Source organism: Streptomyces sp. NPDC054841 (genome assembly GCF_053611045.1).
In genome coordinates, this window is sequence record NZ_JBSGZO010000015.1 from 19659 (window position 1) to 33223 (window position 13565).

Sequence of the window (13565 nt, forward strand, 5' to 3'; positions counted from 1 at the left end):
CGGGGGCTGTGCGGCGACGCGGTGGCTTCGCATGGTGGGTGGGTGCCGCGGGGTGCCGTGCCTTGGGCGTGGGCCCTGCACTCTGGCGGGATGGGGAGGCTTGCGTGCCGCGGGGGCTGTGCGGCGACGCGGTGGCTTCGCATGGTGGGTGGGTGCCGCGGGGTGCCGTGCCTTGGGCGTGGGCCCTGCACTCTGGCGGGATGGGAAGGCTTGCGTGCCGCGGGGGACTGTCTGGCGACGCGGTGGCTTCGTGGGGTGGGTGGGCGCCCGGGGGTGCCGTGCCTGGGGCGGGAGCCCAGCAGCCCTGGCGGAATGCGGCGGCTCGCGTGCCGCAGGGGACTGTCTGGCAACGTGGCGGCTTCGCGGGGCGCGTGGGTGCCGCGGGGTGCCGCTCTGGGGGCGGGGACCCTGCACCCCTGGCGGGATGCGGCGGCTCGCGTGCCGCGAGGGCCGTCCGGCCACGCCGCGGGGCCCGGCCCGGGGGTGCCCCGCACCCCCGGGGGTCAGACTTCGCAGCCGCAGGAGCGGCGGACTATCAGGGCCGAGGGGAACTGCTTCACCCGCTCGCGGCGCGAGCCGACCACTCGCAGTCCGTCGTCGAGGACCAGGTCCACCGCCGCGCGGGCCATCGCCGGGCGGTCGGAGGCGATCGTGGTCAGGGGCGGATCGGTCAGCGCCGCTTCCTTGACGTCGTCGAAGCCGGCCACCGCCAGTTCCCCCGGTACGTCGATCCGCAGCTCGCGTGCCGCCCGCAGGACGCCGATCGCCTGGTCGTCCGTGGCGCAGAAGATCGCCGGCGGCCGGTCGGGCCCGGACAGGATCTTCAGCGCGACGACATACGCGTCGTAGCGGTTGTACGGGGCCTGGAAGAGCCGGCCCTCCGTCGACCGCCCGGACTCCAGCATCGCGCGCCGCCAGCCCTCGACGTGGTCGGCCACCGGGTCGCCCACCGCCGGGGTCGACTCGACCCCGCCGAGACAGGCGACGTACGGATGGCCGTGCTCCAGCAGATGCCGGGTGGCGAGCTGCGCGCCGCCGATGTCGTCCGTCACGACCGCGACGTCGTCGATCGCCTCGGGCCGCTCGTGCAGCAGCACCACCCGGGCGTCCCACGCCTCGATCTCGGCCGCCGCACGCTCGCTCGGTCCCTGGCTGACCAGGATCAGTCCGGCGACCCGCATCCCGAGGAAGGCCCGCAGATAGTGGACCTCGCGCTCGTCGCGGTAGTCCGAGTTGCCGACGAGCACCATCTTTCCGCGGTCGGCAGCGGCCCGTTCCACGGCGTGCGCCATCTCCGCGAAGAACGGCTGCCGGGCATCCGGAACGATCATGCCTATGAGGTCCGTACGCCGCGAGGCCATCGCTTGCGCGACCCGGTCGGGCCGGTAGCCCAGCTCCTTGATCGCGGCGAGTACCCGCTCGCGCGTGGCCGGGGCGACCGGCCGGGGTCCGTTGTTGATGACGTAACTCACGACAGCGGTCGAAGTACCCGCCAGTCGCGCTACGTCGTCCCGCGTCACCTTGGCCACGCGCGCAGTCTACGCGTGGTGACTACCTCTGGGCAGGGCGTACGGCCGCCTCGACGTTCTCGACATCGTCCGCGATCCGGTCCGCCGACCGGGTGACGGATTCCGCGGCGGCCTGCTTCGCCTTCGCGGCGGCCTCCTCCGCGGCCCGCTCGACCTTCTCCGGAGTGACGAAGCGGTATCCCACGTTCCGTACGGTGCCGATCAGGGATTCGTGCTCGGGGCCGAGCTTGGCGCGCAGCCGCCGTACATGCACGTCGACCGTGCGCGTACCGCCGAAGTAGTCGTAGCCCCAGACCTCCTGCAGGAGCTGGGCCCGGGTGAAGACCCGGCCGGGGTGCTGGGCCAGGTACTTCAGCAGCTCGAACTCCTTGAAGGTGAGGTCCAGGACCCGGCCCTTCAGCTTCGCGCTGTACGTCGCCTCGTCGACCGACAGATCGCCGTTGCGGATCTCCATGGGGGAGTCGTCGGCGGTGATCTGCTGCCGGCCCATGGCGAGCCGCAGACGGGCCTCCACCTCGGCGGGACCCGCGGTGTCCAGCAGCACGTCGTCGATGCCCCAGTCGGCGGTGACGGCCGCGAGACCGCCCTCCGTGACGACGAGGAGCAGCGGGCAGCCGGGCCCGGTGGAGCGGAGCAGCTGGCAGAGGCTGCGCACCTGCGGAAGATCGCGCCGGCCGTCGACCAGGATCACGTCGGCGCCGGGGGTGTCGACGAGGGCCGGGCCCTCGGCCGGGGCCACCCGCACGTTGTGGAGCAGCAGGCCGAGAGCGGGAAGCACCTCCGTGGACGGCTGGAGGGCGTTGGTGAGGAGCAGCAGAGAACTCATCGCGCCCCACCTGCCTGGGCCGTCGTTCCTGCCTGGGTCGTCGTCTTTCGGTCGTGCACGGTTCGCTCGCCCATAACGTCGGTTCCTCCTCGGTCCCTGCGAGGACGTTTACGGCACTGCTTCTTTCCCGGCCGCGGCCCCCGCGCCCCGGGGTTCCGCGATCGTTTCGTTCACCTGCCTGTAACAACGGACAGGAAACACAAAAGGACCCGGGGGCTGCGTCGCCCGGATCCTCTTCCCAGAGAATAGCCCACATGAGTTCCGTGTCGGTGGGTCGATTTCACACTCTGGATGTTTCCTCGATCACCCGGAGTCCACAACGTGCAACTTTGCGGACCTCCGACGGAGTGCGTATCGAGGCCGTCCATGAGCCGTGCACGACCGGTGCCGACGGCACGGCGATCGTCGTCGCGCACGGTTTCACCGGGTCGGTGGACCGGCCGGCGGTACGGCGGGCGGCACGGGTCTTCGCGGCCCACGCGTCCGTCGTCACCTTCTCCTTCCGTGGTCACGGGAGGTCCGGCGGCCGCTCCACGGTGGGCGACCGCGAGGTGCTGGATCTGGCCGCGGCGGTGGCGTGGGCCCGTTCCCTCGGACACCGGCGGGTGGTGACGGTGGGCTTCTCGATGGGCGGATCGGTGGTCCTGCGGCATGCGGCGCTGTACGGGACGGCGGACGGCGCGGCGGACGGCGCGGCTCCGGGGGCGCACGAGGGGCTCACCGGAGCACGCGACGCCCTCGCGGCCACGGACGCCGTCGCCGCGGTCAGTGCGCCCGCCCGCTGGTACTACCGCGGTACCGCCCCGATGCGGCGGCTGCACTGGGTGGTCACCAGGCCCGTCGGACGTCTGGTGGGGCGGTACGGCCTCGGCACCCGGATCCACCACGACGAATGGGACCCGGTCCCGCTCTCCCCGGTCCAGGCGGTCCCCTTCATCGCTCCGACCCCGCTGCTGATCGTCCACGGCGACCGCGACCCGTACTTTCCGCTGGACCATCCGAGGATGCTGGCCGCCGCCGGGCCGTCCGAGCTCTGGCTGGAGGCGGGCATGGGCCACGCCGAGAACGCGGCGGACGACGAGCTGCTGGGGCGCCTCGCGGACTGGCTCGTCCGGGCATAGCCCATCATGGACAGTCGACGAGCCGAAGAGACGAGCCGCTGAGAGGGGTGTCGCCATGGCAGCGGGGACCATCCGCTACTGGGCCGCGGCCAAGGCCGCCGCGGGGGTGGCCGAGGAGCCGTACGCCGCGGAGAACCTGGCCGAAGCGCTGGACGCCGCCCGCGAGAGGCACCCGGGCGAGCTCGTCCGGGTACTCCAGCGGTGTTCGTTCCTGGTCGACGGTGACCCTGTCGGGACCCGCGGCCATGAGACCGTACGGCTTGCCGAGGGCGGCACGGTCGAGGTGCTCCCGCCGTTCGCAGGAGGGTGAACCGCACATCATGAGCAGCGATCAGCAGTATCCGTACGGTTCGTACGACCACGATCCGTACGGGCAGAACCACCAGGACCCCAACGTCACACAGACGTGGGAGGGCCAGACCTGGGACACGCAGTACCAGCCGACAGTCGAGCCCGTCCAGCACCCCCAGCATCCCCAGCCCGTTCCGTACGGGCAGGCCGCCGCCGAGACGGCGTACGTGCCTGCGCAGGCGCCTTCCGGGGCGTACCCGCTGCCTCCCGAGGCGCCGGCCGCACCCGTCGCACACGAGCCGCAGCGTGCCGCCCATGAACCGCAGGCCGCGTCTCCGGCCGGTGAGGAGCCCGCGTACAGCGCGCCCACGACCATGGGCAACGCCCGGATCACCGATGCGCAGCGGGCCCGCGCCGAGGGGCGTTCGCCGATCATCGCGCCGGGGATGCAGCCCGCCGGACTGACGGCCGCTATCGGCCTGCTGCTCGCGGCGACCGCCGACGCGTCGACCTATCTGCTTCTCGTTCCGCTGATCATGCTGCAGGCCCTCACCGCGGCCGGCTGGTTCCGGCTGAACGGCATGTGGCCCGCCCGGCAGGGCATCGCCCTCGCTTTCGCCGGCGGCCTCGCCGCGGACATCGCGCTGCTCACCGCGGGCCGGGAGCACGCCCCGGCCGCGATCATCGGGACCCTCGGCGTCTGGGTGCTGCTCACGCTCGTGCTGCAGCTGCGCAGTCACGCCTCCCCGGACGAGCGGATGTACGGCCTCATGGCGACGGTCGCGTCGGCCGCGCTGACGATCGTCGCGGCCGGGTATCTCGCGGCAGTGCCGGACGCGGTGGTCATCGGAGGTACGGCGGTCGCGGTCGCGGCCCTCGCGCGTGCGCTGCCGCTGCCGGGTGCCGCGTCCGTCGTGGTGGCGCTGCTGGCCGCCGCGGGCGCCGGTGTCGCGGCGGGCGGGGTCACCGGCGTGGGCGCGGACGGCGCGCTGCTGGGCCTCGGCGCCGGGGTGTGCGCGCTCGTGGGCCTGCGGGTGGCCAGCTACGACTACCCGTCGCGCTTCGTCCACATGACCGCCGGTATCGCCCTGCCGCTCACGGCCGCGGCGCCCGCCGTGTACCTGCTGGGCCGCGCGCTGGTCTGACCGGCCGTCCCCCTGGTTGCGCGCCGGTCCGGCCGGCCGTCTCCCTGGTTGCGCGCTGGTCTGACCGGCCGTCCCCCTGGTTGCGCGCCGGTCCGGCCGGCAGTGAAGCCCCTGGCCCGAACCTGTCGGGAACCAATAGCGTGCGGCGGGACGTCGATCATTCAGGCCGTTCCGGTCCGGGGCCGGCCAGTACAGGGTGGGGGAACACCGAAGTCATGCGCGCACTGCGAATACTGCTGATCACCGTCGTGATCATCGGCGGGCTCTTCGCCATCGCCGACCGGCTCCTGCTGAACTACGCGGAGTCGGAGGCGGCGGACCGGATCAAGGCCCGCCAGGGCCTGTCCGGCGCGACCGAGGTGTCGATCCAGGGCTTCCCCTTCCTGACCCAGGTCGCGGGCAAGGAGCTCGACCGGGTCGACGTCAACGTCCGCGACATCGAGACGACCGCGAACGGCCGCAAGGTCGTCATCAGCGAGATGTCCGCGGCCCTGCACGACGTGCGCCTGGGGAACGGCTACTCCACCGCCACCGCGGCGACCGCGACCGGCACGGTCCGCATCGCGTACGACGACCTCACCAAGGCGGCCGAGCAGGACGTGGTCGTCTCCTACGGCGGGAACGGCAAGGTGAAGGTCACCGGAACGGTCAGCATCCTCGGCCGCTCGCTCTCGCGCAGCGTGGTGTCCACGGTCAGCCTGGTGGACGGCGACACGATCCGGGTGCGTGCCGACAAGGTTCCGGGCGAGGGCATACCCCGGCTCGAGGATCTGGTCCGCCAGAAGACCGACTTCGACCGGCAGGTCAGCGGGCTGCCGGAGGGCCTGAAGCTGGAGAAGGTCGAGGCGGCCTCGGACGGCATCGTCATCACGGTCGCGGGTACGAACATCCCGCTGGCGGGCTGACCCGACGGGACGCATGAAGCAGGGCGCGTGAAGCAGGGCGCGTGAAGCGGGGCGTGTGAAGCGGGACGTACGAAGCGAGGGCGTACGAAGAGGGACGTAAAGGGAAGATTTCGGCCTGGTGGCCGGATGCTGAGACGGCGACGTCCGGTCCGTAGATGCCGAAGGGGCGGCGAGCTCCGGGAGCCTGCCGGACGGGCCCCGCATCGAACGCGCGTCCCACCTTGCGGACGATCGCGTCTCAAAATGCGACACAACGGTGACATGGCTGCCGACTCGTCCCTACGATCGGACGCATGAAGCGACAGGCGGATCTCACGAAGCGGCGGGCAGTAGACCTGTGCCGCGTCGCCGCCATGCTCTGTCGCACTTTCTGAGCGGAAGCCAGACTTCCGCATTCCCCGGGCCCTCTGAGCACCGACAGGCCAGGGCCCCCGTGCCGGTCGCCAATGCGGCGTACCCGCACACCCCTCGCGCACGATCTCCGCGCACCACCCGCCGCACACTGCCCCGGAGGAGAAACAGCATGAGCCGCAGCGACGTCCTGGTAGACGCCGACTGGGTCGAGGCCCACCTGGACGACTCGAAGGTCGTCGTCGTCGAGGTCGACGAGGACACCTCGGCGTACGACAAGAACCACATCAAGAACGCCGTCCGGATCGACTGGAAGAAGGACCTCCAGGACCCGGTTCGCCGTGACTTCGTCGACCAGGCCGGCTTCGAGAAGCTCCTGTCGGAGAAGGGCATCGCCAACGACGACACCGTCGTCCTCTACGGCGGCAACAACAACTGGTTCGCCTCCTACGCCTACTGGTACTTCAAGCTCTACGGTCACCAGGACGTGAAGCTCCTCGACGGCGGCCGCAAGAAGTGGGAGCTCGACTCCCGCGACCTGGTCGACGGCGCCGACGTCCCGCAGCGCCCGGCCACCGAGTACAAGGCCAAGGCCCAGGACACCTCGATCCGCGCCTTCCGTGACGACGCCGTCGCCGCGATCGGCAACCAGAACCTGGTCGACGTGCGCTCCCCCGACGAGTTCAGCGGCAAGCTGCTCGCCCCGGCGCACCTCCCGCAGGAGCAGTCGCAGCGTCCGGGCCACATCCCGTCCGCGCGCAACATCCCGTGGTCCAAGAACGCCAACGACGACGGCACCTTCAAGTCGGACGACGAGCTCAAGGCGCTCTACGCCGACGAGCAGGTCGACCTGGCGAAGGACACCATCGCCTACTGCCGTATCGGTGAGCGCTCCGCGCTGACCTGGTTCGTCCTGCACGAGCTGCTCGGTGTCGAGAACGTCAAGAACTACGACGGTTCCTGGACCGAGTACGGCTCCCTCGTCGGCGTGCCGATCGAGCTCGGCGCCAACAAGTAAGCCCCAGGCACTCAGCCCTCCCCCGACCGTAAGGAAAGAAAAGAATGTGTGGAGCGAAGGCCGGCGGCCCCGACGCCTCGACGATCAAGCCCGGTGAGACCACCATCCAGGGCCAGGTGACCCGCGACGGCGAGCCCGTCACCGGTTACGTGCGCCTGCTGGACTCGACCGGCGAGTTCACCGCCGAGGTCCCGACCTCGGCGACCGGACAGTTCCGCTTCTACGCGGCCGAGGGCACGTGGACCGTGCGCGCCCTCGTCCCGGGCGCCACGGCGGACCGTACGGTCGTCGCCCAGACCGGTGGCCTCTCCGAGGTGGCCATCGCCGTCTGACGGCGCAGTTCGACCGGCCGGAGGGCCGCATCCCAGGGGGTTGGACGCCTTACTGAGGGATGCGGCCCTTCGTGCCGTTCCCGGCGCCCCGGCCTACGCTGGAGGTATGTACGCGCGGCGCCGTCACGCCTACTTCCTGCTCATGGGCGTATGCCTCGTCCTCTTCGTATCCGCCTGGGCTTTCGTGCGGCTCTGGTCGGTGCCGGCCGCCGTCGGGATGTGTGTGGTCGCCATGGTCATTCCGCCGCTCGCGGCGGTGGTGGCGAACCGGCGGGGGCCCGAGGACCGGTGGTGGGACGATCCGTCCGGCGATCCGCAGTCCGACGAGTGGTGGGACGAGCTCGACGGCAAGCGGAAACCCGGCTCCGGCCCGGACAACCAGCGCCAGTGAGGCGTCGGACGGCCTGTTGTCGGTGGACGAGCCCAGTGGACGAGTTCAGTGGACGAGTTCAGTGGACGAGCTCAGTAGACGAGCGCCTGGGTGTCGTCGGCCATCGCCTCGCTGACGAAGACCTGCGCGCCCGCGATCCGTACGCCCTCGATCACGTCCTTCTCCGTGATCTCGCGGCGGGCGGCGCACTGGGTGCAGAGCGTGATCTGCCCGGCGGCCAGGATCGACTCGACCAGGTCCGGCAGCGGCGCGGCATGCGGCAGTTCGAACTCCGCGGCCCTGCCCGGCAGCGCGAACCATGACGATTCGCCGGTCAGCCAGAGGGAGACCTCGACGCCGCTGGCCACGGCGATGGCCGCGACCGTGAAGGCCTGCGAGCAGCGTTCGGGGGCGTCGGCCCCGGCGGTCACCTTGATCACGAGCTTCTTCGCCATATGCCGAACTGTAATGCGCGGCAGTGCGACTCCGGCCGGGAGGCAGGGGTGGAACCAGTTGCTCGGCTGACTCGTCGGCGACCTCGCAGAGAGGGCCGGGCTCCCACCCATTAGGCTGGGGCTCGGCCCTACCGCCCCCGCGCACCCGAGGAGCACCCCGTGCTTGAGGCTTTCTTCTCCGCCCTGCTGGTCCTGGTCTGCGTCGGCGTCCTCGCCTTCGCCGGTCTGACCGTGAAGAAGCTGTACCAGGGCCAGCGCTGACCCCCGCCCCAGACACCGTCGCCGTCACAGACACAGATCGCCTGAGCCACTCATGATCGAGATCCCGTCCGACCTCAACCCCGGCCTCGTCCCCCTCGCCTTTCTTCTGGGCACCTGGGAGGGCGCGGGCGTCTCGGACTTCCCCGGCGCCGAGAAGTGCAACTTCGGCCAGTCCGTGACGTTCAGCCACGACGGGCGTGACTTCATCGAGTACGTCTCGCACACCTGGGTGCTGGACTCCGAGGGCAGCAAGGTCAAGCCGCTGGAGTCCGAGTCCGGCTACTGGCGGATCGACAAGGACCGCAAGGTCGAGATCGTCATGGTCCGCGACCAGGGCATCGTGGAGATCTGGTACGGCGATCTCGCCGACCAGAAGCCGCAGATCGACCTGGTGACGGACGCGGTCGCGCGGACCGCCGCATCCGGTCCCTACACCGGCGGCAAGCGGCTCTACGGCTACGTCAAGGGCGACCTGATGTGGGTCGGCGAGAAGGCCACCCCCGAGGTGCCGCTGCGCCCGTACATGTCGGCGCATCTGAAGAAGGTCGTCACCCCGGAGCAGGTCGAGTCCTGGGCCAAGGACCTCGGTGACCTGCCGGACGACGGCATCGCGTTCTTCAAGTAGTCCTTCGGTTCTTTCCGGGCCCGGGCCTTCGCCCGGGTGCCGGCCCGGGCCGGGCGCCGAGGGGCGATCCGTGATCCCCCCGCCCGCCCGGATCGCGCTGCCTACACTGGACACGTGGTGAGCACCGACTGGAAGAGCGATCTGCGGCAGCGCGGCTACCGCCTGACTCCGCAGCGCCAGCTTGTCCTCGAAGCCGTCGACACCCTGGAACACGCGACCCCCGACGACATCCTCGTCGAGGTGCGCAAGACCGCGTCCGGGGTGAACATCTCGACGGTCTACCGGACCCTGGAGCTGCTGGAGGAGCTGGGGCTGGTCTCCCACGCCCATCTCGGCCACGGCGCGCCCACGTATCACCTGGCCGACCGCCACCACCACATGCACCTGGTCTGCCGGGACTGTGGGGACGTGATCGAGGCGGACGTACAGGTCGCCTCCGGCTTCACCGCCGAACTCCGCGAGAAGTTCGGTTTCGAGACCGACATGAAGCACTTCGCGATCTTCGGTCAGTGCCGCAAGTGCGCCCGCAAGGCCGCTGCTGACCAGTCGTAGGCTTGTGCGTATGCAGCGACATTCAACGATCAGCCCTTTGCTGTCCCTGCCCGGCGCCGTCCCCGCCGAGGGACCTGACGAAGGTGTCGCCGCGCACTACGGCGATCTGTTCCGCGAGCAGCGCGCACTCGCCGACGGCACCGGTCTCGTCGACCTCTCGCACCGGGGCGTCATCACCGTATCCGGCAGTGACCGGCTCAGCTGGCTGCATCTGCTGCTCACCCAGCACGTCAGCGACCTGCCGTCCGGGCAGGCCACCGAGGCCCTGATCCTGTCCGCGCACGGCCACATCGAGCACGCGCTCTATCTCGTGGACGACGGCGAGACGGTGTGGGCGCACATCGAGCCCGGCACCCAGGAGGCGCTCCTTGCCTACCTGGAGTCGATGAAGTTCTTCTACCAGGTCGAAGTCGCCGACCGTACGGACGAGTTCGCGGTCGTGCATCTGCCCGCAGGCTCGATCGCCGAGGTCCCGGACGGTGTGGCCGTACGGGAGACCCCGCAGGGCCGCGACCTGTTCCTGCCGCGCGCCGACCTGGAGTCGTACGCCGCGGCCAACGGCCCCGCGATCGGGGTCCTGGCCTACGAGGCACTGCGCGTCGAGGCGCACCGCCCGCGGCTCGGCTTCGAGACCGACCACCGCACGATTCCGCACGAGATCGGGCTGATCGGCACGGCCGTGCACCTGCAGAAGGGCTGCTACCGGGGTCAGGAGACCGTGGCGCGCGTCCACAACCTGGGGAAGCCGCCGCGCAGGCTGGTCTTTCTGCATCTGGACGGCAGCGAGGTGCACCTGCCCGGGCACGGCACGCCGATCCGGCTGGCCGCGGACGGGGAGGACGGCCGTCAGCTGGGCTTCATCACCACCTCGGCCCGCCACCACGAGCTGGGCCCGATCGCGCTCGCACTGGTGAAGCGGAATGTGCCGGTGGACGCGCCGCTGCTGGCGGGGGGCACGGCCGCGGCCCAGGAGACGGTCGTCGAGCCCTAGGGGCAGACCTCACACCTCCAGCAGCACCGTGAACGGGCCGTGATTCGTGAGCGAGACCCGCATCTCCGCTCCGAACCGGCCCGTCTCCACATGCGCCCCCAGCGACCGCAGCTGCGCCACCACCTCGTCGACCAGCGGCTCGGCGATCTCGCCGGGCGCCGCCGCGTTCCAGGTGGGGCGGCGGCCCTTCCGGGCGTCCCCATAGAGAGTGAACTGAGAGATCACCAGCAAGGGCGCATTCACGTCCGAGCAGGACTTCTCACCGTCGAGAATTCTTACCGACCACAGCTTGCGGGCGAGCTGTGCCGCTTTCTCCGGTGTGTCCCCGTGGGTGACTCCCACCAGCACACACAGCCCTTCGCCGACGATCTCGCCCACGGTCTCACCGGCCACCACGACGCTCGCGCCGTCGACCCTCTGCACCACTGCACGCATACAGACCAACCTATCGGGGGCTGAACGGGTGTAGACCGCCTGCACCGGCACCGTTCGTAATGGCACGATGCACGGAGGCGGTGCGTCCCCTCGGCTCTCCGGGCCTGGGAAGACCCCATGCACCGGTCGAGGGGACTGATTCACGCATGAGCACACCTGGCATCGGGCAGCCGCCCGGTCCCGTACCGATGACCACCCGCACCGGGGCCGGTACAGGCAGCGGGGCAGGGGCCGTGCGCCCGCCCGCGCAGCGCACCGCGGGCACCCTGCCGCCCGAGCCCCGTACACACGACCTCGCCGCCCTGCGGCTCCCGGAGCTGCGGGCGCTGCGCCGCGACTCGCAGCGGGACGAGGCGGACCTCAGCTATGTGCGGCGGCTGCTGCAGGGCCGTATCGACATCCTGCGCTCGGAGTTGTCCCGGCGGACGGATCCACCGGTGCCCGTGGCCCCGGTGGCGGTCGGCGGAGTGGGCCTGACCAGCCCGGACGCCGCGGTCGTCGACCGGCTCTCGCAGATCCTCGCCGATCCGCCGTCGCAGCGCGGCAGCTCGGCCCGGCACGTGACGTTGTCCACGCCGCGTGGCGAGGAGTACCGGCGGCTGGCCTCGGAGATGCTCGCCGAGGTGGAGCTGTCGGACCTGGATGCCCGTACGGACGAGGAACTGCATACGGCGATGGGGCGGCTCGCCGGCTACGAGCAGCAGGTCTCGCGGCAGCGCCAGCAGCTGCAGCGGACCGCCGACGACTGCAGCGCGGAGATCGCCCGCAGGTACCGCGAAGGGGAAGCGCAAGTGGACGACCTGCTCATCTGAAGCACGCGATACGCCCGGTCGGGGAGGTCCGGGCGGCGTTCCGGCTCCGGTCCCGCGGGCCCGGAAAAGCCTGTGACGTGCGAGGTGTCGGCGCATAGCGTGCAGGCATGAGCCCTGATGTGCGTACCGTCACCGAGTCCGACTTCGCCGGCTGGCTGAGTGCCTGCAAGACCGGTTTTCTGCAGGACCCGCTGGTCAGCGAGGAGCAGGCCGCGAGCCGGCTGGCGCATACGGATCTGACCCGCATCCAGGGCGCCTTCGACCGCGGCCGCTGCGTCGCGACGTACCGTTCGTTCGCGCAGGAGCTCACGGTCCCCGGCGGTGCGGTCGTCCCGGCGAACGCCGTCTCCGCCGTCACCGTCTCGCCGACCCACCGCCGTCGCGGACTGCTCACCAGGATGATCACCGCGGACCTGGCGGCCGCGAAGGAGCGCGGTGACATCGTCTCGACGCTGATCGCCGCCGAGTACCCGATCTACGGGCGGTACGGCTTCGGGCCCGCCGCCTGGTACACCGAATGGAGCATCGACGTCGCGCGCACCGGTCTCGATCCGCGCTGGTCGGGCCCCGAGGACGGGGGCCGGATCGATCTGGCCGACGCCGAGGAGGTGCGCACGCTCGGCCCCGGTCTCTACGACCGCTTCCGCGCCCGGCAGGCCGGGGCCGCCGACCGCGACGAGCGCTGGTGGCGGGTGAACACCGGGCTGGAGGAATCAGGCTCCGAGCCCTGGAAGGAGCCGTACTACGCGCTGTACCGCTCGGCGGCCGGCGAGGTGGAGGGCCTGGTCGTCTACACCGCCGAGATCAGCTGGTCCGACGCCGGACAGCCCGACAACACGGCGGTCGTCCAGAAACTGATCGCGGTCTCGCCCGCCGCCGAGCGCGCCCTGTGGCACTACGTCTGCTCGGTCGACTGGATCACCACGGTGAAGTCGGGCCGCCGCGCGCCCGACGACCTTCTCCCGCTCCTCTTCCCCGACGCGCGCGCCGTCAGGACGGTCACGCACGCGGACTTCCTGTGGGTGCGGGTGCTGGATGTCGTACGGGCCCTGGAGGCGCGTACGTACGCCACTCCCGGCGCTCTCGTCCTGGATCTGCACGACCCGGCGGGCCTGGCCGGTGGCCGGTTCCGGCTGGAGGTGTCGGCCGAGGGTGTCGCGGAGTGCGCCCCGACGGACCTCCCGGCCGATCTCTCCCTGGACGTACGGGAACTGGGGACTCTGTATCTGGGCGATGAATCGGTACTGCGGCTCCGGGCCCTGGGTCGTGTCACGGAGGAGCGCCCGGGCGCGGCGGCGCTGGCGGACGCGGTGTTCCGGGCACCGCGGCGCGCGTGGTGCCCGGACATCTTCTGACCGGCCCGGCCGCCTATGCCGAGGCGGAGTGGAGGAGGAGCGCCAGCACGATGCTGCCGACGCCGGTGCATGTCGGGTTCTTGGCCCGCAGGCCGAAGCTCAGCAGTCCCAGGCCGACCAGGCCCATGAAGCCGAACCGCCACTGGACGAATTCCTCGACGGCGAAGGTGATGAGCGGCATGGCAGGTCCC

At 70.9% G+C, this 13565-nt stretch carries 18 protein-coding genes; 13 read left to right on the plus strand and 5 right to left on the minus strand.

Translation table 11 applies throughout. The features are described from left to right. Window positions 1–503: 503 nt before the first annotated feature. Window positions 504–1529: a LacI family DNA-binding transcriptional regulator gene (locus tag ACWGI8_RS03985; protein WP_453658466.1), complete on the minus strand. Its 1026-nt coding sequence runs from the start codon at window positions 1527–1529 to the stop codon at window positions 504–506. Between the two features lie 22 nt (window positions 1530–1551). After that, window positions 1552–2355, minus strand: coding sequence for a winged helix-turn-helix transcriptional regulator (locus tag ACWGI8_RS03990; protein WP_453658468.1), 804 nt, complete (start codon window positions 2353–2355; stop codon window positions 1552–1554). Between the two features lie 254 nt (window positions 2356–2609). Between ACWGI8_RS03990 and ACWGI8_RS03995 the strand changes: the two genes are divergently transcribed. The 8 genes from ACWGI8_RS03995 to ACWGI8_RS04030 all read left to right on the plus strand — a co-directional run bounded on the left by ACWGI8_RS03995 (window position 2610) and on the right by ACWGI8_RS04030 (window position 7909). Further along, window positions 2610–3476, plus strand: coding sequence for an alpha/beta hydrolase (locus ACWGI8_RS03995; RefSeq protein WP_453658470.1), 867 nt, complete (start codon window positions 2610–2612; stop codon window positions 3474–3476). 55 nt (window positions 3477–3531) lie between these two features. Beyond that, on the plus strand, window positions 3532–3786 hold the full coding sequence (locus ACWGI8_RS04000; protein WP_450718855.1) for a MoaD/ThiS family protein: 255 nt from the start codon (window positions 3532–3534) through the stop codon (window positions 3784–3786). A gap of 10 nt (window positions 3787–3796) precedes the next feature. Beyond that, on the plus strand, window positions 3797–4912 hold the full coding sequence (locus tag ACWGI8_RS04005; RefSeq protein ID WP_453658472.1) for a hypothetical protein: 1116 nt from the start codon (window positions 3797–3799) through the stop codon (window positions 4910–4912). A gap of 215 nt (window positions 4913–5127) precedes the next feature. Next, complete coding sequence (locus ACWGI8_RS04010; protein ID WP_453658474.1) at window positions 5128–5817, plus strand: LmeA family phospholipid-binding protein; 690 nt, start codon at window positions 5128–5130, stop codon at window positions 5815–5817. Between the two features lie 293 nt (window positions 5818–6110). Next, window positions 6111–6191 carry a putative leader peptide gene (locus ACWGI8_RS04015; protein ID WP_350310325.1) on the plus strand — a complete coding sequence of 27 codons (81 nt, stop codon included), beginning with the start codon at window positions 6111–6113 and terminating at the stop codon, window positions 6189–6191. 149 nt (window positions 6192–6340) lie between these two features. Then, window positions 6341–7186: a sulfurtransferase gene (locus tag ACWGI8_RS04020; RefSeq protein WP_453658476.1), complete on the plus strand. Its 846-nt coding sequence runs from the start codon at window positions 6341–6343 to the stop codon at window positions 7184–7186. 44 nt (window positions 7187–7230) lie between these two features. Continuing rightward, a complete protein-coding gene (locus ACWGI8_RS04025) occupies window positions 7231–7518 on the plus strand; it encodes a DUF1416 domain-containing protein (RefSeq protein WP_017945923.1) in 288 nt (95 codons plus the stop codon). A gap of 106 nt (window positions 7519–7624) precedes the next feature. Then, window positions 7625–7909: a DUF3099 domain-containing protein gene (locus ACWGI8_RS04030; RefSeq protein WP_453658478.1), complete on the plus strand. Its 285-nt coding sequence runs from the start codon at window positions 7625–7627 to the stop codon at window positions 7907–7909. Window positions 7910–7980: 71 nt separating this feature from the next. Here ACWGI8_RS04030 and ACWGI8_RS04035 read toward each other — a convergent pair whose 3' ends face one another. After that, window positions 7981–8343, minus strand: a complete 363-nt coding sequence (locus ACWGI8_RS04035; RefSeq protein WP_453658480.1) for a DsrE family protein — start codon at window positions 8341–8343, stop codon at window positions 7981–7983. 313 nt (window positions 8344–8656) lie between these two features. On the opposite strand from ACWGI8_RS04035, the gene ACWGI8_RS04040 reads away from it, so the two are divergent. The 3 genes from ACWGI8_RS04040 (at window position 8657) to ygfZ (ending at window position 10772) form a co-directional block, all read left to right on the plus strand. After that, on the plus strand, window positions 8657–9229 hold the full coding sequence (locus tag ACWGI8_RS04040) for an FABP family protein (RefSeq protein ID WP_453658482.1): 573 nt from the start codon (window positions 8657–8659) through the stop codon (window positions 9227–9229). Between the two features lie 114 nt (window positions 9230–9343). Further along, complete coding sequence (locus ACWGI8_RS04045) at window positions 9344–9781, plus strand: Fur family transcriptional regulator (RefSeq protein ID WP_453658484.1); 438 nt, start codon at window positions 9344–9346, stop codon at window positions 9779–9781. A 10-nt stretch (window positions 9782–9791) separates the two neighbouring features. Further along, the gene (ygfZ, locus tag ACWGI8_RS04050) at window positions 9792–10772 is read left to right on the plus strand and encodes a CAF17-like 4Fe-4S cluster assembly/insertion protein YgfZ (protein WP_453658486.1); all 981 of its coding nucleotides are present in this window, start codon (window positions 9792–9794) and stop codon (window positions 10770–10772) included. 9 nt (window positions 10773–10781) lie between these two features. Here ygfZ and dtd read toward each other — a convergent pair whose 3' ends face one another. Further along, complete coding sequence (gene dtd / locus ACWGI8_RS04055; RefSeq protein WP_453658488.1) at window positions 10782–11207, minus strand: D-aminoacyl-tRNA deacylase; 426 nt, start codon at window positions 11205–11207, stop codon at window positions 10782–10784. Window positions 11208–11353: 146 nt separating this feature from the next. On the opposite strand from dtd, the gene ACWGI8_RS04060 reads away from it, so the two are divergent. Both ACWGI8_RS04060 and ACWGI8_RS04065 read left to right on the plus strand, forming a co-directional pair. After that, window positions 11354–12019, plus strand: a complete 666-nt coding sequence (locus tag ACWGI8_RS04060) for an RsiG family protein (protein WP_453658490.1) — start codon at window positions 11354–11356, stop codon at window positions 12017–12019. A gap of 107 nt (window positions 12020–12126) precedes the next feature. Further along, window positions 12127–13374 (plus strand): GNAT family N-acetyltransferase, encoded by a 1248-nt coding sequence (locus ACWGI8_RS04065; RefSeq protein ID WP_453658492.1) that lies wholly within the window; start codon window positions 12127–12129, stop codon window positions 13372–13374. Between the two features lie 13 nt (window positions 13375–13387). On the opposite strand, the gene ACWGI8_RS04070 is transcribed toward ACWGI8_RS04065, so the two are convergent. Next, entirely contained in the window at window positions 13388–13555 is a 168-nt protein-coding gene (locus ACWGI8_RS04070) for a hypothetical protein (protein ID WP_453658494.1), read from the minus strand. Window positions 13556–13565 lie beyond the last annotated feature (10 nt).